This is a genomic window from Rhizobium sp. GR12, from assembly GCF_036596185.1.
GTDB classification, from domain to species: Bacteria; Pseudomonadota; Alphaproteobacteria; order Rhizobiales; family Rhizobiaceae; genus Agrobacterium; species Agrobacterium nepotum.
Window position 1 is genome coordinate 122428 of record NZ_JASXTH010000008.1, and the last position, 22937, is coordinate 145364.

Genomic DNA, 22937 nt, shown 5'->3' on the forward strand with positions numbered 1-22937 from the left:
ATGCGTATTGCTCATGACTCCTCAATCGGCGCGAAGCCGTCAACGTCATGGCGATCCCGGGAGGCCAATAAAGGCAGGGTGAGGCCGAGGAGGAAAAAACATGATCGATACGACAGCCGTGGCTGCAGGCCACGCCAAGCAGCCATTCTACAAGCACCTGTATTTCCAGGTTCTGGTCGCCATCATCGCCGGTATCGCGCTCGGCCATTTCTATCCGGCCTTCGCTGAACAGCTGAAGCCGCTGGGCGACGGCTTCATCCGCCTCGTCAAGATGATCATCGCTCCCGTCATCTTCCTCACGGTTGCAACCGGCATTGCCGGCATGAACGACATGAAGAAGGTCGGACGCGTGGCCGGCAAGGCTATGATTTACTTCCTCACATTCTCCACGCTCGCGCTCATCGTCGGTCTCATTGTCGCCAACACGGTGCAGCCGGGCGCCGGCATGAACATCGATCCGTCCACGCTGGATGCCTCGGCCGTCGCGACCTACGCCGACAAGGCCCATGAGCAGACCATCACCGGCTTCCTGATGAACATCATCCCGACCACCATCGTCGGTGCATTCGCCAGCGGTGATATCCTGCAGGTGCTGTTCTTCTCCGTGCTGTTCGGTATCGCGCTCGGCATCGTCGGCGAGAAGGGCAAGCCCGTCACCGATTTCATGCATGCCATGATGTACCCGATCTTCAAGCTGGTCGCGATCCTGATGAAGGCAGCCCCCATCGGCGCTTTCGGCGCCATGGCTTTCACCATCGGCAAATACGGCATCTCGTCCGTCACCAACCTCGCCATGCTGATCGGCACCTTCTACATCACGTCCGCCCTGTTCGTGTTCGTGGTTCTCGGTGCCGTCTGCCGCTATAACGGCTTCTCCATCGTCGCCCTCATCCGCTATATCAAGGAAGAACTGCTGCTGGTTCTCGGCACGTCATCTTCCGAAGCCGCCCTGCCCGGCCTGATGAGCAAGATGGAAAAGGCGGGCTGCAAGCGCTCCGTCGTTGGTCTCGTCATCCCCACCGGTTATTCCTTCAACCTCGACGGCACCAACATCTACATGACGCTGGCGGCTCTCTTCATCGCGCAGGCAACCGGCATCCACCTGTCCTTCGGCGAACAGATCCTGCTGCTGCTCGTGGCGATGCTGTCGTCCAAGGGTGCTGCCGGCATTACCGGCGCAGGCTTCATCACGCTGGCCGCAACGCTCTCCGTCGTGCCTTCGGTTCCGGTTGCGGGCATGGCGCTGATCCTCGGCATCGACCGCTTCATGTCGGAGTGCCGTGCACTTACCAACTTCGTCGGCAATGCGGTCGCCACCATCGTCGTCGCCCGCTGGGAAGGCGAACTGGACGAAGATCAACTCGCCCGCGTGCTGAGCGGTCAGGAAGAATTCACCGGCATAGCCGATGTGGATCAGCTTCCGGGTGCGGTTCAGCCCGCCGAATAATACGGCCTCCCAAGGTCCGCCTGTCCCGGTTCTGTCCGGGCAGGCTTTCGCATGAAGGCCGGCGCATCACATCGATGCGCCGGCCTTTCATCGTTTGAAGCCTTCATAACCGCCGAAAACAGTTTTTAACGCCGTGCCGATGTTATAGGCCAGATCAAGCAAGAAGGAATGCGAAGAACGGAGTAGGCCCACATGAAGAACCTGTTTCTGGCCTGGCAATTCTGGGCGCTGCTATCGGCGGCTTTCGCGGCATTGACCGCGATTTTTGCGAAGATCGGCATCGAAAACGTCAATTCCGATTTCGCCACCTTCATCCGCACCATCGTCATTCTCGCGGCCGCTGGCCTGATGGTTTATTTCACCGGCAACTGGCAGCAGCCCTCCACCATTTCGGGGCGCACCTGGCTATTTCTCGTGCTCTCGGGTCTGGCGACCGGCGCTTCGTGGATATGTTACTTCCGGGCGCTGAAAATCGGCGATGCGGCCCGCGTCGCTCCTATCGACAAGCTCAGTGTCGTCTTCGTCGCCGTCTTCGCTGTGCTGTTTCTGGGAGAACGGCTGTCGCTGCCCAACTGGCTGGGAGTGGCGCTGATCGCCTGCGGCGCGGTGCTTGTGGCATACCGGGGATAAGGCGACTGAACAGCTATGCCCGGCCGGATAAACCGGCCGGGACCATTCGCAAAGTCGTCAGGCGCGTGCCGCCGCGACCTTGTCCAGACCGCGCTTCACACCGGCGAACAGGTCGTCAAGCTGCTCGGCCGTGATGATCAGCGGCGGGCAGAAGCAGATGGCTTCGCCGATCGGCCGGGTGATTACACCCTCCTCCTCGATGGCAACGGCGATGGCCAGCGTCGCATCGCCCGGCTTCGTGCCCTCCCATGGCTTTATCTCCAGCGCGCCGAGGAGACCGACGCCACGCGAGGAATGCACCAGCGGGTGGTCCGCAAGCGCCTTCAGATGATCGAGGAACTTGCCTTCCAGCCGGGCGACATTGCCGACCAGATCGCGCTCCTGAATGATCTTCAGGTTTTCCAGACCCACAGCCGTCGCGACCGGATGGCCGGAGGCGGTATAACCATGGCCGAAGGAACCAATGCGGTCTGACTGGTCGGCGATCGGCTGGTAGAAATCATCGTTCATGATGATCGCCGAAAGCGGCATGTAGGATGAGGATATCTGCTTGGAAACGACAAGCACATCCGGCTTGATCCCATAGGTCTCGCAGGCGAACATCTTGCCGGTGCGACCGAAACCGCAGATCACCTCGTCCACGACAAGCAGAATGTCGTATTTCTTCAGGATCGCCTGCACGCCTTCCCAATATCCTTCAGGTGGCAGGAGCACGCCGCCCGCACCCATCACCGGCTCGCCCCAGAAGGCGGCGACAGTTTCGGGGCCTTCGCTCAGGATCAGATCTTCGAGTTCCTTCAGGATACGCGTGGTGAAATCCGCCTCGCTTTCGCCGTCCCTGCCGAAATGCACATAGGAGGGGCAGGCCGTATGCAGCATGCGGTCGAGCGGCAGGTCGAAGCTTTCATGGTTGCGCGGCAGACCGGTGATCGAGGCCGAAGCGATCGTCACGCCATGATAGCCCTTGATGCGGCCGATGATCTTTTTCTTGTCCTTTTTGCCGAGCGCATTGGAGCGATACCAGACCATCTTGGCGACGAGATCGTTCGCCTCCGAGCCAGACGAGGTGAAATGCACCTTCGACATCGGTACCGGCGAAAGTTCGATCAGAAGTTCGGCAAGATCGACGGATGGGCCGTGCGTCTTGTAAGAGAACGTATGGTAATAGGGCAGCTTCTGCATCTGCTTCGTTGCAGCATCCACCAGCCGCTGTTCACCGAAGCCAAGCGCTACCGACCAGAGCCCCGCCATCGCCTCGATATAGCGCTTGCCGCTGCTATCGGTCACGTAGATGCCCTCACCACTCTCGATCACCAGACCGCCGGTCTTCTCGAATTTGCGCAGGTTGACGTTCGGATGCATCTGATAGGCGATATCGCGTGCCTCGACGGAATTCGGCAGGATGGTCATGGATAAAGGCTCCGTTTCGGTTGAATGGGCTGAAGCGTCAGACGTGCTGGCCGCCATTGATGAGAATTTCTGCGCCGTTGATGTAGCTCGATTCTTCCGAGCAAAGGAAATAGATGGTTTGCGCCACTTCCGCCGTGGTGTCGGCAACGCCGAGACGGCTTCCGCCTTCGCCCTTCGGCGAGATACCGGCATTGTTGACGAGAGCGGCAAGCTTACCTTGTTGATCCGGCGCGCATTCAGACAGCATGTTAGAGCGCTGCAACCCGCTGACAAGCGCTTTTTTGCCACATCCCCCGAACGGCGGACAGAGCACGGGCTAATCCCATTTGATGTGGGCCTTTCACCCGAAGGGAATATTTGAAGCCGGCGATTTGCCCCTAATAATGCAGCCTCCCGAAAGTGTGATCTGTATTGGGAGGGGGACGAATGCGTATCGACATCATCGACACCGACGCCGGCTTCAAGGCGATCCGGCAGAACTGGGACGCGGTGTTCACGGCCGATCCCCACGCCCGGCATTTCCTGTCCTGGGGATGGCTGCGGGATTACATGCCGCGACGCAAGCGCTGGTTCATTCTGGCGCTGAGAGAACGCCCGGAAGGATCGCCCTATGTCGCGTTTTTTCCATTGCGCATAGTCACCGAACCGGACAAGAAAACCGGCCGCTTTCACGACAGCATCGTCATGGCCGGCAATGCGGCGGCGGATTACACCGGCTTCATCACCCTGCCGGAATATGAAAATAACGCGGTCGCCGGTTTCTGTTCCTATATTCGGCAGCAGAACTGGACGGAACTCAAGCTCGACTATCTCTCCGGCCCGCCGAAACGGCGCGATGCGATGCTCCGCGCGCTTCAGGGTCCGCTCGTCATGTTCCGCGACAACATGCCGACCAACTCCTACAACATCAACAATTGCATCTGCCCGGTCGTGACCCTGCCGGACAGCTTCGACGGCTATCTCGACAGCCATATGAGCAGTCAGACACGCCAGAAGCTGCGGCGTTTCATGCGGAAGGTGGAGGGTGGCGACGAATACCGCATCACTTTTGCGACCAGGGACACGATCAAGCGGGATATGGACATCCTGTTCGATTTCTGGCGCATCCGCTGGGCGCCTCACAAGGGCAAGGAGCGCACGGAACTTCTGATCGGCGCGACACGGCAGATGCTGATGGACTGCTATATTCGCGGTGATCTGGAAGTGCCGGTTCTCTGGTTCGGAAACCAGCCGCTGGGTGCGCTTGCCAACATCATCGACCGGCAGAAAATGTCGATACTGTTTTACATCACCGGCCGTGACGAAAACTGGAAGACCCCCTCACCCGGGCTGGTCCTGCATGGGCACTGCATCCGCCGCGCCATAGAGCAGGGTTTCAGGACCTATGATTTCCTGCGCGGCAACGAGCCGTATAAATATTTCTTCGGACCGGAAGAACAGAAGCTCAGCTGCACGCTGTTCCGCACCCGCTCCGGCGACAATCTCGGCGGCACACTCCACCCGCGCAGCATTCGCTTCGTCTACGAAGAGGGCCTCAAACTTTACAAGATGGGTAAGAAAGCGGCCGCCAACATCGCCTTTTCCCAGGTACTGGCGGCAGCGCCCGATCACCTTGGTGCGCAATTCGGGCTGGCCAATCTGACCTTTGACCGCGGCGAATTCCGGGAAGCGGAAATCGCTTTCCTCGGGCTCCTCGGCAGCGGTCAGGACCCGGTTCTGCTGTGGATGCGCATCGGCGAAACGCGGCTGGCGCAACAGCAATACCACGAGGCATCCGAAGCATTCCGTCAGGTGACCAATCGCGCACCCTTCCACCGCGAGGCGCTGTACAAATGCGCCGTCGCCCTCATTGCGGCCGAAAGAACGATGGAAGGCGCCGAAATCCTCGACAGGTTGCAGCATTATCATTCGGACGACGCGGCGCATCTGGAATATGCGGAAAAGGCGCGGACCGCCCTTGCCCGGCTGGAACTGGCAAAGACCAGGGTTTCGCTGCCGGCTGACGTCATCACCCTTGCCGCGAAGCCGAAAACAACGGGCAAGCGCTGGCACCCGCCAAAGGTTTTGCATTGAAGGCATTGATCTGTAAGTTGCGGCGGGAAAAACTGGCCGGACGACTTGCAAGGATTTTTGATGTTTCTGACCAACAAGGACATGCTCGATCTTGTCGAGCTTCGCCATGATCTGCACCGCCATCCGGAAATTTCCGGCGAAGAGAAGGAAACAGCACGGCGCATCCGCGCTTTCCTCGAGCAGGCAAAGCCCGATCGGCTTTTCGCCGATCTCGGCGGCCATGGCGTGGCAGCAGTCTATGACAGCGGGAAAAGCGGTCCGGCGATCCTGATCCGCTCGGAACTCGATGCCCTGCCTATTCACGAAAAGAGTGAGGCAGAGCACCGTTCCGGCACCGACGGCAAGGGCCATCTTTGCGGCCATGACGGTCATTCCACCATTCTGACGGCGCTGGCGCTCGGCCTGTCCCGAAAGCGTCCGCAGACCGGCAGCGTCATCCTACTTTACCAGCCGGCGGAAGAAACCGGTGCCGGTGCGGCGGCCGTCATCGCCGATCCACGCTTTTCGGAGATAAAGCCGGACTATTCCTTTTCGCTTCATAACCTGCCCGGCCTGCCGTTCGGCCATGTCAGCGTGGTGGAAGGTCCAGTCAACTGCGCCTCGCGCGGTATCAAGATACGCCTCTCCGGCAAGACAGCGCACGCATCCTCCCCGGAACACGGCGTCTCGCCGATGCGGGCGATATCGGAGTTGATGCCGGCTCTGACCGATCTCGGTTCCGGCTTTCCGCCGCAGCCCGATTTTTCGATGGTAACGATCACCCATGCGTCAATGGGCGAAACGGCCTTCGGCATTTCCCCGGCAGACGCAGAAATCTGGGCGACGCTCAGGACGCTGACCGACGACCGGATGGAAAAACTTTGCGCGGATGCAGAAGCGCTGGCGAAAAAGGTTGCGGGCGACCAGAAACTGACGCTCGACATCGCCTATGACGATATTTTCCTGCATTGCGAAAATTCCCCGGAGGCCGTCGAACAAATCCTGCGGGCGGTGGCGGGAGAGAAGATTTCTCATGGTTCGGAAGGCCTGCCCATGCGGGCCTCGGAGGATTTTGGCCGGTTCCGCGCCGTCTCGTCATCCGCCATGTTCTTTCTTGGCGCAGGCAGGGATTATCCCAATCTGCACAATCCGGACTACGACTTTCCGGATGCGCTGATCGGCATCGGCGCGCGTATCTTCATGCGCATCATCCGCAACCTCACCGAAGAACGGCAATGAAGTACAGGGGAGAACTTCGCTTGCCGCACAGGACGGTGGAACCAATCACGCCGGCATGGGTTCGCTGGGCGTGAGGTCGATAATTTTACGGTTGCAGCGCAATATGTCCCATGGTCTACTTGCCTCTATAGTTGCGTATTTTTATTGACCTACTTTTTTCATTCAACTGTAGAAACAGAGAGTTGACGCATGACTGTGCAATTTCCGAGTATCGCTCAGGCGCTTGCCGAAGAGATAGGAACATTACGGAAATGGCTGGACGAAGATGCCCTGCCGCTATGGTGGGATGCGGGTTCCGCCCGTCCGGACGGCGGCTTTTACGAACGCCTCGGCCAGGATGCGAAACCGGTTTTTTCCGATGATCGCCGCGCCCGCGTGCAGCCGCGTCAGGCCTATTGTTTCGCCGCCGCCGGCCAGCACGGCTGGCAGGGTCCGTGGAAGGAGGCGCTGCTGCATGGTTTGAGCTGGTTCGAAAAGGTCTACCGTCTCGACAACGGCCTTTACGGCAACCTCGCCGACCAGACCGGCAGGCTGATCGACCCGTCCTTCGATCTCTACAATCAGGCTTTCGCACTTTTCGCCGCCGCACAGACCGCCGCAGCGCTTCCCGACCGCAAGGACGAGATGCGCGGCCGGGCGCTGGATATCCTTGCCATCCTCAAGCGCGACTACAAGCACCCCGTCGCCGGCTTCGAGGAGGCAAATCCGCCGCGCACGCCGCTCTGCTCCAATCCGCACATGCATCTTTTCGAGGCGATGCTGGCCTGGGAGGCGCAGGATCCCGAAGGCCCATGGTCGGCGCTGGCCGACGAGATCGCCGGCCTTGCGCTCACCCGCTTCATCGACAGCGGCAATGGCGGGCTGCGCGAATTCTTCGGTCATGACTGGATGCCCTATGAGGGTGACAAGGGCCGCATCATGGAACCCGGCCACCAGTTCGAATGGGCCTGGCTTCTGGTGCGCTGGGGCAGCCTGCGCAATAATGACGAGGCGATCGCCAAGGCCAAACGCCTGTTTGCAATCGGCGAGGAACACGGCATCTGCCCGCGCCGCAAGGTGGCGATCATGAGCCTCTATGATGATTTCACCGTGCATGACGCGTTGGCGCGTCTATGGCCGCAGACGGAATGGCTGAAGGCGGCGGTGCGCCTTGCCAGTGTCACGTCCGGCGAGGAGAGACAGCGTTATCTCGCCTCCGGCCTAAGGGCCATCGGCGCGCTACAGCCCTTCCTCGATACGCCGGTCAAGGGACTTTGGTTCGACAAGTGGCCGGCCGACAGGCCGATGCTGGACGAACCGGCACCGGCCAGCACCTTCTACCACATCGTCTGCGCCATCTATGAGGCGGAGGCGGTGCTGGCGGTCGGCGGTTAAATGTCCGGGCGGGCGAACGGGCCGGGCGTCCGCTCGGCCCGCACCGGCCTCAGTTAAACCTTGGCCGGACGCACCACGCGCCAGTCGGGCTTACCGAGATTGTGCGGCCATGGGTGTACTTCCTTGTCGTTGAAGTAGACGACCTCTTCCAGCTTCGGAAAATCCGCCTGTTTCAGCGTCACGTCGTTCATCCATGGACGGACATAGGAATCGCCGCCTTCATAACCCAGTTCGGCAACCCAGACCGGTTTATTGAAGGTTTCGACAAGCCCGTAGCCCTTGCGCAGAAGATCGGAGAACTTCTGCGGCCCGCCATATTCGATCTTGTCGTAACCCTCGAGACCGAAGACCGAGAGACCGACCAGATCCGCGTAGTTGTCACCGGGATAGTAGGCACGCAGACCATCCAGGCCTTTTGGAGACCACATCACCTTGACACCGGGGACCGCCTTGCGGGTCATGTCCACCATGCGCTTATACGCCGTGATATAGTCCTGCGGGTTCCAGCCCGACCACGAGAAGCGGCCGGACGTGTCTTCCATTTCCTGCCCCCAGCGCAGGATGAGCGGGCTTTTCATCGCCGACATGCGCGCGGTGATCGCCTGCATGTTCTTGTCATAGTCGCCTCCCAGCACCTTGCGGCGCAACTCGTCGGAGGTAAGACGCCAGTTGACGTCCCAGGACCATGGCTCGACCGTGATCAGAACATTGCGCTTGCGCTCCAGGGCATAGGCGTCCGCGAGCGCTAGGCTGTCGAGATCCACGTCCTCCCAGGGCAGGAACAGATGTTCCGTCGCCACCCCGGTCTGTCCGGTGAAATCGCCATGCGGATCGTAAGCGCCAAAGCGGATACCTTCCGCATGCAATGTCGGGCGTTTGTCGGCAAGCGTCGTCATGCCGGTGGAGCCCATGGGCGCGACCCCCTGAGCATCCAGTTTGAACATGGGGTACATGCTGGCTGAAGCAGCGACAGCAGCCCCACTTGCGAAGAGCAGTCTTCTTCTTGTTATTTGCATGACACTTCCTCCTACCTCGTCGCAGTCATCGCCGTGCCATAGGCGGCGATCTGCGGAGTGACGTCGTCCTTGCGGACAAGTTTCAGGAACTCATCTCCGGGCCGCGGCGGGTTGTGTCGGAACACGTACCAGGGGCCGCCCTGTTTGCGCTGGTAAAGCACCTGGCCGATACGGCCGTGGTCGAAGCAGGTATTGGCCTTGCCGCTTCCCGCCACGCTTTTCCACGTGGCGCGCATGCACAGCGTGCCATTGGCATCCACTGTCCAGCGGCCTTCGCCGACCGACTTCGTGCCTTTCTCCGCCGTGGCGGCAATGAACTTGCGGCCATCGGCGATGAAACGTCCGCCGCCCGCGTCCCATTTCCAGGTCTTGTCGAAGTACATATCCACGACTTCGCTGGTCCGTAGCGGTTTCGGCGTCTTCGTGCCGCCTGCGGCGTGGACCGCGCTAGGCGCGGCCACCGCAAGGCAAAGTACGAAAGCGGAGAATCCGCATTTGCTTATTGTTGTTCTCATCACAGCCTCCTCCTTCTAATGTCCGACCCTATTGTCGGCCAGCATGATCTCTCCGGTCATCACCGGCGACGGCACCACGGTGGGTTCCGCCTGCACTTCCCGATTTCCGGGCAGCCCCGGCACGGTAATGCGCAGCTTCAAACGCACCGATCTCGCACCTTCCACGCCCGCACCGGCGACCGTGAACCGCGTTTCGGTGAAACTGACATAAGGTTGCCCGTGCGACAGGGCTTCCAGCCCGCCAATCGCGTGGGAACTGAGTTCCGCAGCACTACCGGCCACCAGCAGCAGCGAACAGGCGGCGGCAGTCGCCCCGCCGCGCAATGCCGGCAACCGTGGCAGGCCGTTTTCCACCGTGTGACGAATGAGAAGAAATACCGAAAGGCCGGCATAGATCACCACATTGATCGCCGCGAAGATGAAGAAGCCTTCCGCCCCGCTGTCACGCGGCGCCAGCGCCATGGCCAGAAGGCTGAGCGCCGCCAGAACCATGTAGGGCGCTATAACCCTGAAAGGCAGTGGCGGCTTTGCCTGGGTGCCCTTGGGCGTGATGCGGAAATCCACGAAATCGCCACGGATCGTATCGCGTATCGCCGCCAGCACACCCATCAGCGACCAGGGCCAGCGCAGGAACAGGAACACCATGGCTTCCCAGCTGAAAAGCCTCGCATCATGCGGGCGGAAAACCCCCGTGGCCCGCCAAAAGAATGCGAACACGATCATGATGAGCGAAATCGGCAGGAAATGCGCCAGAAACACCGGATAGGATGCATTGACGAGGACACGGCCGCTCAACAGCGCTACGGCGGGAAGCACGAACATCAGCGCCATGAAGCCTGAAAACAAGGGATACCACAGCTGCGAAAACAGGAACTGGAACTTCAGCCGCAAGGGTAGCTTCGTCACATACTGCCTTGAATATTGCAGCAAAATGGTCATCAGGCTGCGCGACCACTGGAATTCCTGCACCACGAGATCGGTAAAGGTCACCGGTCCGTCGCCGTGCGCAATGGCATTGACGGCATGAGCGCCGCGCCAGCCGCCGGCATTCATCAGAAGCGTGGTGGAATGGTCCTCGGCAAGCTCCGGTCCAAGGCCGCCCACTTCACGCAGGGCCTTCGTGCGAACGGCATAATGCGAGCCGATGCACAGCGGCGCCCAGCCATTATTGTAACCGAGCTGCAGCGCGCCATGCAGGCTCGCTTCGGCATAAAGCCTGCCGCGCGCGGCCCAGCTTTCCTCGGCATTGGCATCGCAAATGCTCGGCGCGGAGACATATCCGATCGCCGGATCGGTAAAGGGACGGATGATTTCGCTCAGATATTCCGGTTCTGGCACGTGATCGGCATCGAATTGCGCGACGAAATCATAACGCTCGTAACCGTAATGATCGTAGAAATAAGCGAGATTGCCTTCCTTGCAACGGGTACGGCGCGGCCAAGTTTTGCGGTGATAATCAGCGACACCCTTTCGGGTCGAAACGAAAACGCCGTGCGCGCCGCACCATTTCAGCGTTTCCGCATCGGGGTCTTCATCCGCAAGCCAAACATCGAATTCCAGACCCTTCTGCTCCAGCATGGCCAGCAGCGTCTTTCGCACCACGGCGAAAGGCTCCGACGGCGCCTTGGTGACGACCATCGCCACCCGGCCCTGCGGCAAAGGGGAACGGCGGTCGACGATCCTGGCGTTCAGGAAGATAAAGATGAAATAGGACGGCAGAAGCGTGATCCACGCCAGCGTGACGGTGACGACGGTATAATAGGGCCAATCGATGACGCGGTCGCGATCGAGCCACCAGGCCCAGAAATAGACAAGCGTCACCAGCCAGCCGCCGATGCCGAGACGATAGGCCATGCGGTTCCAGCCGCTGAAGACCTGTAGCATCCGCAATTGATCTGTGGCGGCCCGCGATGATGTGACGGAAGGGGTTGAGCGGGCTTTCATGACAGCACCTCCAGCCCGAAGCCGGGACCGGCCGTGCGGATGATGGTGTCGATATCGGAGCGGCTCGGCGCAAAGCCGAGCGTCTTCTTCGCCCTCTCTATGTCGGCGAACAGGGCCGGCGGATCGCCAGCGCGTCTTGCACCGAAATGCACCGGCACCGCCTGCCCCGTAACCCGATGGATCGCCCGGATGATATCGCCGACCGACGTGCCGTGGCCGGAGCCGAGATTGACGCGCAGCGTCTCGCCGCCATTGACAAGATGGTTGACGGCAGCCACATGGGCATCGGCCAGATCGCTGACATGGATGTAGTCGCGAATGCAGGTGCCGTCGCTGGTGTCATAATCCGCGCCGAATACATCGAGCTGCGGCAGCCGTGCGGCGGCGGCCATCAGGGCGCGGGGGATGAGATGGGTCTCCGGCTCGTGGCGTTCGTAAAGCTCGCCGTCCGGGTCGGCACCCGCCGCGTTGAAATAACGCAGCGCGACGAAACGCACGCCATAGGCCGCGGCATAGTCATCGAGCGCCATTTCAAAAATCAGCTTCGTGCGACCATAGGGGTTGACCGGCATCTGCGCCGTTTCCTCGCGGATCGGCAATTGCGGCGGCACGCCATAGGTGGCGCAGCTGGAGGAAAACACCAGCCCGCCGATATTCTGGTCGAGACACGCATCCAGCAGCGCCAGGCTGCCGCCGACATTGTTGCGGTAATATTTGCGCGGATCCTCGACGGATTCGCCGACATAGGCATTGGCGGCGCAATGGATAACGAAGGCCGGTGAGAATTCCTTGAGCGTGGCTTTCAAAAGGCCACGATCAAGGATGTCACCCTCGATAAAGGGACCCCAGCGAACGGAATCCGCGTGACCCGTCGAGAGATTGTCGTAAGCGATAGGCTTGAAGCCGGAATGCGCCAGCGCCTTGCAGATGTGGCTGCCTATGAATCCGGCCCCGCCCGTGACGAGGATTGTGCGGGGCATCTCATACGGCCTCCGCGACCTTCTTGCCGGTCAGCAGCGCATCGAAATAGGTGATGGTTTTTTCCAGCCCCATTTCGAGCGGTACGCGCGGTTGCCATCTGAGCAGTTCCTTCGCCCGCGAAATATCGGGACGGCGCTGCTGCGGATCGTCGATCGCAGCGGGCAGATGCACGATGCGCGAGCGGGAATTCGTCATACGGATCACGATATCGGCCAGTTGCCGTACCGGGATTTCCGTGGGGTTACCGAGATTGATCGGCCCCGTGCAGTCCTTCGGCTTGGCCGAGAAGCGCAGGAAACCATCGATCAGATCGTCGACATAGCAGAAGGAGCGTGTCTGGCTGCCATCGCCATAAATGGTGATGTCCGTGCCCTTCAGCGCCTGCACGATGAAGTTGGAAACCACGCGTCCATCGTCCGGGCGCATACGCGGCCCATAGGTGTTGAAAATGCGTCCCACCTTGATATCGACGTCGTGGCAGCGATGATAATCGAAAAACAGCGTTTCGGCGCTGCGTTTTCCTTCATCGTAGCAAGCTCGCGGCCCGATTGTATTTACATTGCCGAAATAGCTTTCCGGCTGCGGATTGACGAGAGGATCGCCATAGACTTCCGAGGTCGAGGATTGCACCACGGTTGCGCCGCATCTGCGGGCGACTTCCAGCACATTGACGGCGCCGAGCACATTGGTGAGCAGGGTGCCGACGGGATCGCGCTGATAGTCCGGCGGCGAGGCCGGCGAGGCGAAGTTGAAGATCAGCGAAACGTCGATGTCATAGGGTTTGCGGACATCATGCTCGATCAGCGAAAACCGCTTATTGTCGCGCAAATGCTCCACATTCGCCATCCGTCCGGTCGAAAGATCGTCGAGACAGATCACCTCGTGGCCGCAGCCCAGCAGACGTTCGCAAAGATGGGAACCAAGGAAACCGGCCCCGCCATTAACAAGAACGCGCTGGCCTGGCCGCCACTCGGAATAGATTGTGACGCCGTTGTCGTGCTCGTTGGGAACGAAATTACGCATTACACACTCCTCCCCATGAGGAATCAGCCCGGCTGATTCGACTTTATCTAGAACAAACTCCCGATTGTGGGATATCTTGAATATAGACCTCCGGTTTTTATTTCTTCTGGAGGTTTTAATATTCGGATTCTATATATTTCAACTTTTATGATAGGCTCGTCAAAAAGCAGGTCAACTTTATTTTAGAGAAATATTACAATTGATTACCCGGAATTACTCAAAATAACCCTTTTGTTTAATACTTTTTAACTACGCCTCCATTATGCCTTTCTTATTGAGCATTAGCGCAAGCTTCACTCAACCAGTCGGGACTATTCTGGTTTTGTAAGGCTCGGTCCACCGGGACAAAACCGCCCGGCGAGATACGACAGACAGTCGATTTCAGGGGACATACACGATGAATGAAATGCCTTATTCCCATGGCGGCAAAACAGCCCGCCACCGCCGCCTCGCACTTGTCGCCGCAGCACTTGCGGCTTTCACTTTCGCGACGGCTTCTTGCTCCGTGGTCGAGGATGCCGTTCTGATCAAGACCGCATCCGCGAATACGGCGACGATCAAGAGCCGGGTTGCTCCGGCAAAGGCGTCCTACGGCTACGACAAGACAGGCAACGCGGCTGTCATGCTTGTTGCCGACGCTTCCGATGCGCCCGCAATATCGCTGCGGCATTCCTATTCAGGTTCTTCTCCCTATATCTGCTCGCCGAGCGGATTTGGTCAGAAGTCCCGCTGCTTCCTGAGGCCCTGAGCCTCCGGGATATCCTCTGCTGGAAACTGACGCCCGGGCGGCCCTGGCCTGCCTGAGGATCAGTTCTTCCAGCCGGAGAAGGCTGCGTCGTCATCCTTGTGGAAGAAACGTGACGCCGCCTCCGTGCGGTTACGCACGTTCATCTTCTTGTAGATGTTGCGAACGTGTACCTTCACGGTGTTCTCGGACAGATGCAGCCGGTCGGCGATGATCTTGTTTTGCGTTCCCTTGCAAAGCAGGTCGAGGATCTGTACCTCGCGCGTCGTCAGCGCCGCAATTTCGCTCCTGCTGACTGCAAGGGCATCGGCGCGGTTGGCGATAACGGCGTCGTCTTGAACGCTCTTGCCATTGACGGCCTGGGAATAGGGCGTGAGCCTGCCGAGAAGAGCGGCCGGAAAATGCTCCCCGCCTTTCATAAGCAGATCCACCGCCGCCATGAAGACGTCGAGCCGCAGATTAAGCGGCAGCACGCCATCAATGATACGCATCTCCACCAGCTGCTTCAGCCGCTCCTCGACCTTGTCGATGGATTCGACGACGAGCGCTATCGGTGCGTCCGGGTGCTTTTCACGGACCGCCGACAGAACGGCATGAAGCCGCTCGCCCGACATGCGGTACGGCAGCACCAGCCGGACATTGGCGCCGTAGTCATCGTCGATCTTCTCCGACGACGCCACGCTCACCACAGCGAATGTTGGGAACTTTTTGCCCAACGCCTCCACGAGACATTCGGAAAACAGATCCGGATCCGCTATGATCAATAAAGTTCCATTTACAGGAGCAACGGCACTACTCTGTTTTGCCGCATAATCTGAAGTTCCCATGAACATTGACGCCTCCCTAAAGCGCTTACGCATTACATTCTTTTTGGTTGTGCAGTCCGTCATTCGCCGGGACATCCCTAAAAACAAAGGGGGCGATTCCCGCTTCAAGCCATGTCAACTATCATTAATTACCCGTTAATTAAGGAGGCTAATACGAAAAGCTGTGTAAATAAATGGCCCAAACGGGTTATTTCTTGCAATTGACGTACAAAATTGGTTACGCGGATATAGAATCATTCATCTCGGAACCATTACAAAAACAAACACATCGGAAAAGCTTCCGCTGCGGTTTCGCAATCCTAGAAAATATAACTTTTAGTTGATATCCCTTTACATAGCTGCCCGGCGAACAACCTCCCCGGACGTGCCATTTCGGGATAACGGTGTTTTTCCGCCGTAATAAACCATGTTTTCAAAAATGCCGCTTTCTCCTGCCGAATCCGCTGTTATTTGCGCCTGAGCCTACGGGAAAATCCCGATCGGCCACCTCTCGCATATATATTCGGGCGAAGGCGTCGATATGTTTAGCCCGAATTGATAGCTAGGAAGTCCGATTTTTCTCCGGCACAGTCTGGCCGTCGCTGAAAACGGCGATCGATGGAAAGACACCCCCGGCCTTTGACGTGTGTTTGCAAACGCCGGCTCCTTTTCAAGACATAACGACAAGCAAAAAGACGAAGCCACCGCGCTCCCCATCGGAGCGAGGAACGGATTTGTGCGCCTTTATATCGAGTAGCGCACAAGGGCTGAACGAAAAGAGCCCGGTCACGGGCCAATGCTGAGCCGCAGATGAAACGTACCGAGTGCATCTGCAAAACATCAATCTTTGTGCAACACGGAGCAAGCGCGAAAAAATCCCGTTTTAGATGAGAGGGATTTCGAAAGCTGCTCCGAGCTTTTTCGGAGGAAATCGAAATGGGTTACAATCCACAGCCTGCGGGCGATGACATCACCAAGATCGGCGCGCTTTCCGAGGGTTTTGCCAATACCTCGACCAATGACGCCAAGGTGGAAGACAGCAATGTCGGCACCGCAAACGGTGAAAACCGCAACAACGACAATAGCGACAACAGCACCAATGTGGATGTTGACGCCAAAATCGATGTGGCAGTCGGCAATGGTGACAATCGCGACAACGATTATGACTGGAGCTATGACAGCAAGTCATACAGCGACAACGACACCACCACCAAGACCAGCACCGAAACAAATACCGACATCAAGACCGATTACGACTGGAGCTACGAAAGCAAGTCGTACAGCGACAACGACACCAATGTGAAGACGGTCACGGATACGGACACCAAGACCTTCTCCTATTCCGACGACGACACGACAACAACAACCACGACGACCTCCGACAGCTTCAACTCCGCTGACAGTTTCTACAAGTCGGATGACGACTTCGGCAACATCACGGGCGTCAAGGATGTCGGCAATCTCGGCATCGCCGGCGGAGACCTCACCTTCAACCTCGGTGACGACTTCTCCTTCACGCTGGACGTCGACAACATCCTCAACGGCTCGCTCAACGGCGACGGCAACGACACGGGCTTCAGCCTTGTGCAGGCCAACCACCTGGCAGATCAGGATCAGGCCTGGGATATCAAGATGGACAACGGTGGTGCCCAGAACCACCTGAGCGCCAATGCCGGTGACGCCTATGGCGCCGAAGGGATGGACGGCAAGGGATGGGACCTCAAGGCCGGCGACGACGCTGCCGGTACAAGCACTGCGGATGCATCGGCAATTCTTGCAAATTCCGGCTTCCATCTGGAACTGGTGCAGGGCGCCAACATGCTCTCCAATGCCGTTGACGCCACGATCACAGGCGGTAACTCGCACGTTTCGGACGTCGGTGAAGATCACTCCTGATAATCACCTCTCTACGAAAAGAGCTGCACCGGCACCCGCCGGTGCAGTTCGCGGTTAAAAGACCAGGCTTGGCGAAATGAAGCACCGCCTCTGAGATGTGTGCCCGCCATTCCAGGGTCCTGCCGCGAGGATCAGGGAGGGACCTGCAATGCATATCGACAGAATTTCAGACATGATCGCGCATTTCATCGGCCTGTTCGACACGGTAATCGACGAAGCGCGCCTGAGAAGCAACCCTACCGAAGGGGCGGTACAATCGGATCCCGACCGGTTGCCGGACGACGAAGCGGCAAGGCTGCTCGACAAGAATTATGACGTTCCGCTGCAGGATTATGATCCCGGCGTCAAATACCACGCCGGCTATTACGACTTCGACTATCTGCAACCACATTTCGCCCGCATGGTCGAACACGACATGCAGCAGCTTGCAAATGCGATACCGGTCGATATTTCAGCCGCGCATTTCCGCTTTCCCGGCCGTCTTTCCTTTGAGGAAGAGCGCGAACTGGTGGTGCATACCGGCCCCGGCTCCGTCATTGCCCATATCGCGCAGGTCAATATTCTTCAGGACGATGACTATCTGAACATGACGGACGGCCCAAATGTGGCGCGCGACACCAGTTTCGTGACCCAACGCACCGTCGAGTTCTATAACGAAGCGGCCGTCTTCACGCCTTTTTCCGTTTTCCAGCGCACCGACAGCTACGACGCGTTGCAGGCACTGGCCAAATCCGCCCATGATTATATCGATCACGCCCGTGAAAACGATGTTACCTCCCTCGGCACCGGCGCGGATCAGGATTTCGTTCTGGCCGGCAACGAGATCAACGGCCTCTATATCAATGGCTCCATAGCCAGCGAAAAGCCGACACTCGACGACTTCATGCCGGATCGTGGCATTGCCAAGCCGGCTGAAGAGCCGGAGAAGAGCGATGTTTCCCTGCATGAGGACAGCCCCGCCGGCAACAGCCTTGATGTGGCGGCCGGCGCCAATATCGTCGCCAACATCGCCACGCTGGTCAATACCGGCGTCATGACCTCCGTTACCGCCGTCATGGGTGACTATCACCAGATCGACGCGATCACCCAAGCCTATATCTATAGCGACCGGGACGACATCGCCTCCGTTTTCACGCAATCCGAAGACCACGCGGCAACTGCCGCCTACAATATCGCCAGCTTCGAACGCAGCGTCTATCCGGGGGCGGAAGACACCGCCAACAGCAGCAACGATAACGGTGAAACGCCGATATTTCCCACTGCCTGGCGTGTCAGCGTGCTTGAAGGAGACGTGTCCTTCGTGCACTGGATCGAGCAGTACCAGTTCATCAGCGATAACGACACGCTGACGATCACCACTGCGGGCGCCAGCGTCAGCCTGCTGACGGGCGGCAACGCCGCGCTCAACATCGCCAATTTCCTCGGCATCGGCATGCAATACGATCTGATCATCATCGGCGGCAATGTGCTGGACATGAACATCATCAGTCAGATCGCCGTGCTTTACGACAATGACTGGGCGCGCGCCAATGCCGGTGCGCCCGATGGCGCCACCATCCAGTCCGGCAACAACCTGCTGTGGAACGATGCCGCCATTCACAACGTCGGCGGCAACGACCGTTTCGAAACCATGCCAGACTACATGACGCAGACGGTGAACGCGATCAACGAGCGCGACCCCAACGTGCCGGATGCGCTTGCCCATGATGTCAATTTCGCCGGCTATGAGGGGCTGAACGTTCTCTACATCACCGGCAACCTTTATGACGTCAGCATCATCAAACAGGTGAGCGTGCTGGGCGATTCCGACGATGTGACGCAGGCCGCATCCAAGGTTCTCGAAAACAACGAAAACGCCACCGTCCACATCGACACCGGCAGCAATGCCGTCGTCAATCTAGCGCAGATCATCGATTACGACAGCTTCGGTTCGACAACCTACGTTGCCGGCGGAGTGTATTCCGACGCCATACTGATACAAGGCGGCATCATCGAAAACGATGCGTCGCAACCGGGGCAGAACGGCCAGCTGGCGAACGAGATCATCGCCTTTCTTCACGACGACCCCGCCACCATCCAGAATGAATCCGATGGCATCATCAATGCCGGGCACGACATGTCGTGGTCGAGCGCCCATTCATCCGACGTCATGCAGGGGGTCACTGCATAGGTTTTGGCGGGCGGAGGAGGAAACATCCGCCACCGAAACCGCAGACACCGCAAGATTACCGAGGGGACCACTATAAATGGATCATATTTCAAGAAAAACCATTGCCGACGGGCGCTCGCTGGACTTGCCGCTGGATCAGGACGCGGAAGACAGCAAGCTGACGGATGCCTGCATCTCAGCCATCAACGAAGCCGTCGAGAACCTGCGCCAATTATCCGGCGCGGAACAGGTGGCGAAAACAGCTCCCTCCTCCGCCGAAACCCCACTGACGCCGCCTCTTTCGCAACCCTCCCCAACCGCACAACCGGCGCAAATGCGCGACGCTCCTCGGGAAAGGCCCGCGCCGCAGCAGGACCGGCAGCCCGCCTCCCCGCCGGCACCGCAGGCCAAGGTGGACAATACCGAGCTGAAGACCGCGCACGAACTGCCTTTCGTCAAGACCATCGACAATAATGACGGACCGATCCGTGAAAACGAACGCCGGCCGGTGACGGGCGGCGGCGGCAACGGCAAGGATCCCTTAGACAATGGCGGTGGCGGCGGTGGTGGCGGCGGAAGCCAGAGCGGCTTCCACAAGCGCAGTGAGCCGGTCAATTTCGCCGCAAGTCTCGCCAAGGGCATTGCTGCCGTGCGCCGTAACATGGTGGTGGTGATGCTGTTTACCGTCGCCATCAATGTCCTGCTGCTCGCCATTCCGCTCTATCTGTTCCAGATTTCGGATCGCGTGCTGACCAGCCGCTCCATGGATACGCTGGTGATGCTGACGGTCGCTGTCCTCGGCGCGGTTCTGCTGCAGGCCTTCATGGATGCCATTCGGCGCTTCATCCTGATGCGCACCGCCGTCGAGCTGGAAGTGCAGCTTGGCGCGCCGATCCTTTCGGCCGCCGCCCGCGCCTCGCTGCATGGCAGCGGCAAGGACTACCAGACATTGCAGGACTTGCAGCAGCTGCGCTCCTTCCTCACCTCCGGCACCTTGATCGCCTTTCTCGATGCCCCGCTGATGCCGCTATTCATCGTGGTGGTTTATCTCGTCCATCCGCATCTCGGCATCATCATCATGGTCTGCTGCGTGGTGCTGTTCATCATCGCCTGGCTGAACCAGCGTTTCACCGCCAGACAATTCTCCGAAGCGTCCGGTTATCTTAGCCGCGCCAATTTCCATCTCGATTCCATGTCGCGCAACTCGCAGATCATCAACGCGCTGGCGATGATCCCTGAGGCGGTGAAGATGTGGGGCCGCGAGACAGCTGGATCGCTGAAGTCACATGTGGCGGCGCAGGATCGCAACATCATGTTTTCCGGCGTCTCCAAGGCCGCCCGCATGATAACCCAGGTGGCATTGCTGGGCTGGGGCGCGCATCTCTCGCTTGCCGGCGAACTGACCGGCGGCATGGTGATTGCAGCCTCCATCATTTCCGGCCGCGCGCTCGCGCCCATAGAAGGGGCGATTGAGGGCTGGCACCAGTTCAACAAATCCGCCGCTTCCTATGGCCGCATCAAGCAGCTTCTCATCAGTTCGCCTTTAAACTTCCCGCGCCTGCGGCTGCCCAATCCGGAGGGCCGGCTGGATGTGGAGCGTATCCTCTTTGTGCCTCCGCCGCAGAAGAAGGTGATTTTGAACGGCATTTCCTTTTCGCTGAAAAAGGGAGAGTCGCTCGCCATCATCGGCAATTCCGGCTCCGGCAAGACGACGCTCGGCAAGATGCTGGTCGGCTCTATCCTACCCACCTCAGGCAATGTTCGTCTCGACCTTATGGACCTGCGCAACTGGGATCAGCGGCAATTCGGTGAGAGCATCGGTTATCTGCCACAGGACGTGCAGCTTTTTCCCGGCACCATCAAGGCCAATATCTGCCGCATGCGCGACGACGTCGAAGACCGGCAGATCTATGAGGCGGCCGTGCTGGCCGACGTGCACGAGCTGATCGCCGGTTTCCCGCAAGGCTACGAGACGGTGGTCGCTGCCGATGGCGCACCGCTTTCCGGCGGCCAGAAACAGCGCATAGCGCTTGCCCGCGCCTTCTTCGGCGACCCCAAATTCGTGGTACTGGACGAGCCCAACTCCAACCTCGACACGCAGGGCGAACAGGCGCTGGCAAAGGCCATTCTGCACGCCAAGAAACAGGGCATCACCACCGTCACCATCACCCAGCGACCGGCACTTCTTCAGTGCGTCGACAAGATCATGGTGCTGAAGGACGGATCTGTCGCCATGTTCGGCGAACGGATGGACGTGCTGAAGGCCATTTCCGGCAATGCCCGGCCAAGCGGGCAGTCTCCGCAGATCGAGGGTTGAGGATCGTCATGTTCAGGAAAAAAACTGCCATCGCCGAGGTAAAATCCCAGGGCCAGCTCGAATGGTACAGCGAAGTGCCGCGTTCCATTCGCCTGCACAGTTCCATCGGTCTGGCCGTGCTGCTTGCCTCCTTCGGCGGGTTTGGATACTGGGCGGGCACGGCGCCGCTCTCTTCCGCCATCATCGCCCAGGGCAGCTTCGTCGCCACCGGCAACAACAAGATCGTCCAACATCTGGAAGGCGGCATCATCAAGGAAATGATGGTGAGCGAAGGCGACACCGTCAAGGAAGGCGACGTTCTGCTGACGCTCGACAAGACGACGGCACTCGCCAACGAACGCATGTTGCAGCTGCGGCGGCTCCGCCTTGAAACCATCGTGACGCGCCTGCGCGCCGAGGCGCAGGGGGAAAAAAGCTTCAAGGTACCTGATATCGTGATGAAGGAAGCTGGCGATCCGGATATCAACGCCATCATCCAGAGCCAGAACATCGTGTTCCACAGCAAGCTCGTCAAGCTTGAGGAACAGCTGAACCTGATCGACAAGAACATCCGGTCGCTTGAGTTCCGCTATACGGGCTATGATGGACAAAAACAGTCCTTCGACCGGCAGCTGGCGCTTTTGACGCAGGAGCGAGATTCCAAAGCAAAGCTCGCCAGGGATGGCGTCATCCGCAAAACCGATATGCTGGCGCTGGAACGCGCCATTGCCGACGCCATGGGCGATATCGCCCGTCTGACCGGCGAGATGAACCAGAGCGAGGCGGAAATCGCCAAGTTCCGGCAGGAAGCGGTCATCGCCCTTAATGCCAACAAGCAGGCAGCGCTCGATGCGCTCGAAACGGCGGAGTCTGATCTCGACAGCGTACGCGAGCAGGTGCGCGGCGCCGCCGAAGTCCTCGATCGCACCATTATCCGCTCACCGGTCAACGGCACGGTGGTACGCGCTTATTACCATACATCTGGCGGCGTCATCACCACCGGCAAACCAATCATGGAAATCCTGCCCGCCCATGTTCCCCTGATCCTTGAGGCGCAGGTTCTCAGGACCTCGATCGACCAGCTGCATGAGGGCCAGACTGCTGCGATCCGTCTTTCGGCGCTGGACCGCCGCACGACGCCAGTCTTGAACGGCAAGGTCTTTTATGTCTCCGCCGATAGCATCGAGGAAAATGCAGGCATGCAGGTCAAGGACGTCTATATCGTGCGCGTGCAGATTTCCGACGAGGAGATCGCCAAGGTCCATAATTTCCACCCCGTGCCCGGCATGCCGGCCGACGTTCTGATCCAGACTTCGGAGCGCACCTTCTTCGAATATCTGACCAAGCCCATTTCCGACAGCATGTCCCGCGCCTTCAAGGAAAGATAAAGAAATAGAGCATTTCCGGTAAAAGT

The 22937-nt window shown here is 58.9% G+C and carries 17 protein-coding genes and 1 pseudogene; 10 read left to right on the forward strand and 8 right to left on the reverse strand.

The features are described from left to right. Positions 1–100: 100 nt before the first annotated feature. Together QSK43_RS15500 and QSK43_RS15505 are read left to right on the forward strand one after the other, a co-directional pair. Positions 101–1447 carry a dicarboxylate/amino acid:cation symporter gene (locus QSK43_RS15500; protein WP_332304179.1) on the forward strand — a complete coding sequence of 449 codons (1347 nt, stop codon included), beginning with the start codon at positions 101–103 and terminating at the stop codon, positions 1445–1447. Between the two features lie 192 nt (positions 1448–1639). Continuing rightward, positions 1640–2077, forward strand: a complete 438-nt coding sequence (locus QSK43_RS15505) for an EamA family transporter (RefSeq protein WP_332304180.1) — start codon at positions 1640–1642, stop codon at positions 2075–2077. Positions 2078–2134: 57 nt separating this feature from the next. Here QSK43_RS15505 and QSK43_RS15510 read toward each other — a convergent pair whose 3' ends face one another. Both QSK43_RS15510 and QSK43_RS15515 read right to left on the reverse strand, forming a co-directional pair. Beyond that, the gene (locus QSK43_RS15510) at positions 2135–3487 is read right to left on the reverse strand and encodes an aspartate aminotransferase family protein (protein ID WP_332304181.1); all 1353 of its coding nucleotides are present in this window, start codon (positions 3485–3487) and stop codon (positions 2135–2137) included. Between the two features lie 37 nt (positions 3488–3524). Then, positions 3525–3617: pseudogene (locus tag QSK43_RS15515) on the reverse strand (SDR family oxidoreductase); the annotation flags it as partial. Between the two features lie 296 nt (positions 3618–3913). Between QSK43_RS15515 and QSK43_RS15520 the strand changes: the two are divergent. From QSK43_RS15520 to QSK43_RS15530, 3 genes are all read left to right on the forward strand, one after another. Further along, a complete protein-coding gene (locus tag QSK43_RS15520; RefSeq protein ID WP_332304182.1) occupies positions 3914–5560 on the forward strand; it encodes a GNAT family N-acetyltransferase in 1647 nt (548 codons plus the stop codon). A 60-nt stretch (positions 5561–5620) separates the two neighbouring features. Continuing rightward, positions 5621–6778 carry an amidohydrolase gene (locus tag QSK43_RS15525; protein WP_332304183.1) on the forward strand — a complete coding sequence of 386 codons (1158 nt, stop codon included), beginning with the start codon at positions 5621–5623 and terminating at the stop codon, positions 6776–6778. 189 nt (positions 6779–6967) lie between these two features. Continuing rightward, complete coding sequence (locus QSK43_RS15530; protein ID WP_332304184.1) at positions 6968–8152, forward strand: AGE family epimerase/isomerase; 1185 nt, start codon at positions 6968–6970, stop codon at positions 8150–8152. 53 nt (positions 8153–8205) lie between these two features. Here QSK43_RS15530 and QSK43_RS15535 read toward each other — a convergent pair whose 3' ends face one another. From QSK43_RS15535 to QSK43_RS15555, 5 genes are read right to left on the reverse strand one after another with little or no spacing between them, the layout of a single operon-like run. Then, positions 8206–9168 (reverse strand): glycoside hydrolase family 26 protein, encoded by a 963-nt coding sequence (locus tag QSK43_RS15535; protein WP_332304185.1) that lies wholly within the window; start codon positions 9166–9168, stop codon positions 8206–8208. 11 nt (positions 9169–9179) lie between these two features. Then, positions 9180–9683 (reverse strand): DUF995 domain-containing protein, encoded by a 504-nt coding sequence (locus QSK43_RS15540; RefSeq protein ID WP_045017794.1) that lies wholly within the window; start codon positions 9681–9683, stop codon positions 9180–9182. Between the two features lie 15 nt (positions 9684–9698). Beyond that, positions 9699–11627 (reverse strand): glycosyltransferase family 2 protein, encoded by a 1929-nt coding sequence (locus QSK43_RS15545; RefSeq protein ID WP_332304186.1) that lies wholly within the window; start codon positions 11625–11627, stop codon positions 9699–9701. Further along, positions 11624–12607: a UDP-glucose 4-epimerase GalE gene (gene galE, locus QSK43_RS15550; protein WP_332304187.1), complete on the reverse strand. Its 984-nt coding sequence runs from the start codon at positions 12605–12607 to the stop codon at positions 11624–11626. The genes QSK43_RS15545 and galE overlap by 4 nt, the downstream gene beginning before the upstream one ends. A gap of 1 nt (position 12608) precedes the next feature. Continuing rightward, complete coding sequence (locus QSK43_RS15555) at positions 12609–13631, reverse strand: UDP-glucuronic acid decarboxylase family protein (protein ID WP_045017788.1); 1023 nt, start codon at positions 13629–13631, stop codon at positions 12609–12611. 397 nt (positions 13632–14028) lie between these two features. Here QSK43_RS15555 and QSK43_RS15560 point away from each other — a divergent pair, with 397 nt between their 5' ends. After that, positions 14029–14379 carry a hypothetical protein gene (locus QSK43_RS15560; protein WP_332304188.1) on the forward strand — a complete coding sequence of 117 codons (351 nt, stop codon included), beginning with the start codon at positions 14029–14031 and terminating at the stop codon, positions 14377–14379. Between the two features lie 59 nt (positions 14380–14438). Here the strand turns inward: QSK43_RS15560 and QSK43_RS15565 are convergent, their stop codons facing one another. Continuing rightward, positions 14439–15209: a helix-turn-helix transcriptional regulator gene (locus QSK43_RS15565; RefSeq protein ID WP_332304320.1), complete on the reverse strand. Its 771-nt coding sequence runs from the start codon at positions 15207–15209 to the stop codon at positions 14439–14441. A 909-nt stretch (positions 15210–16118) separates the two neighbouring features. Here QSK43_RS15565 and QSK43_RS15570 point away from each other — a divergent pair. From QSK43_RS15570 to QSK43_RS15585, 4 genes are all read left to right on the forward strand, one after another. After that, positions 16119–17078, forward strand: a complete 960-nt coding sequence (locus QSK43_RS15570) for a fibrinogen-binding protein (RefSeq protein ID WP_045017779.1) — start codon at positions 16119–16121, stop codon at positions 17076–17078. Between the two features lie 148 nt (positions 17079–17226). Beyond that, complete coding sequence (locus QSK43_RS15575) at positions 17227–19248, forward strand: hypothetical protein (protein ID WP_332304189.1); 2022 nt, start codon at positions 17227–17229, stop codon at positions 19246–19248. Positions 19249–19324: 76 nt separating this feature from the next. Continuing rightward, positions 19325–21544, forward strand: coding sequence for a type I secretion system permease/ATPase (locus QSK43_RS15580; RefSeq protein WP_332304190.1), 2220 nt, complete (start codon positions 19325–19327; stop codon positions 21542–21544). 8 nt (positions 21545–21552) lie between these two features. Next, positions 21553–22911, forward strand: a complete 1359-nt coding sequence (locus QSK43_RS15585) for an HlyD family type I secretion periplasmic adaptor subunit (protein WP_332304191.1) — start codon at positions 21553–21555, stop codon at positions 22909–22911. The last annotated feature ends 26 nt before the right edge of the window (positions 22912–22937 follow it).

Excerpts from the sequence above, each read along its gene's own strand:
- QSK43_RS15500 (WP_332304179.1), top strand. The coding sequence starts at position 101 with ATGATCGATACGACAGCCGTGGCTGCAGGCCACGCCAAGCAGCCATTC.
- QSK43_RS15505 (WP_332304180.1), top strand. The coding sequence starts at position 1,640 with ATGAAGAACCTGTTTCTGGCCTGGCAATTCTGGGCGCTGCTATCGGCG.
- QSK43_RS15510 (WP_332304181.1), bottom strand. The coding sequence starts at position 3,487 with ATGACCATCCTGCCGAATTCCGTCGAGGCACGCGATATCGCCTATCAG.
- QSK43_RS15520 (WP_332304182.1), top strand. The coding sequence starts at position 3,914 with ATGCGTATCGACATCATCGACACCGACGCCGGCTTCAAGGCGATCCGG.
- QSK43_RS15525 (WP_332304183.1), top strand. The coding sequence starts at position 5,621 with ATGTTTCTGACCAACAAGGACATGCTCGATCTTGTCGAGCTTCGCCAT.
- QSK43_RS15530 (WP_332304184.1), top strand. The coding sequence starts at position 6,968 with ATGACTGTGCAATTTCCGAGTATCGCTCAGGCGCTTGCCGAAGAGATA.
- QSK43_RS15535 (WP_332304185.1), bottom strand. The coding sequence starts at position 9,168 with ATGCAAATAACAAGAAGAAGACTGCTCTTCGCAAGTGGGGCTGCTGTC.
- QSK43_RS15540 (WP_045017794.1), bottom strand. The coding sequence starts at position 9,683 with ATGAGAACAACAATAAGCAAATGCGGATTCTCCGCTTTCGTACTTTGC.
- QSK43_RS15545 (WP_332304186.1), bottom strand. The coding sequence starts at position 11,627 with ATGAAAGCCCGCTCAACCCCTTCCGTCACATCATCGCGGGCCGCCACA.
- galE (WP_332304187.1), bottom strand. The coding sequence starts at position 12,607 with ATGCCCCGCACAATCCTCGTCACGGGCGGGGCCGGATTCATAGGCAGC.
- QSK43_RS15555 (WP_045017788.1), bottom strand. The coding sequence starts at position 13,631 with ATGCGTAATTTCGTTCCCAACGAGCACGACAACGGCGTCACAATCTAT.
- QSK43_RS15560 (WP_332304188.1), top strand. The coding sequence starts at position 14,029 with ATGAATGAAATGCCTTATTCCCATGGCGGCAAAACAGCCCGCCACCGC.
- QSK43_RS15565 (WP_332304320.1), bottom strand. The coding sequence starts at position 15,209 with ATGTTCATGGGAACTTCAGATTATGCGGCAAAACAGAGTAGTGCCGTT.
- QSK43_RS15570 (WP_045017779.1), top strand. The coding sequence starts at position 16,119 with ATGGGTTACAATCCACAGCCTGCGGGCGATGACATCACCAAGATCGGC.
- QSK43_RS15575 (WP_332304189.1), top strand. The coding sequence starts at position 17,227 with ATGCATATCGACAGAATTTCAGACATGATCGCGCATTTCATCGGCCTG.
- QSK43_RS15580 (WP_332304190.1), top strand. The coding sequence starts at position 19,325 with ATGGATCATATTTCAAGAAAAACCATTGCCGACGGGCGCTCGCTGGAC.
- QSK43_RS15585 (WP_332304191.1), top strand. The coding sequence starts at position 21,553 with ATGTTCAGGAAAAAAACTGCCATCGCCGAGGTAAAATCCCAGGGCCAG.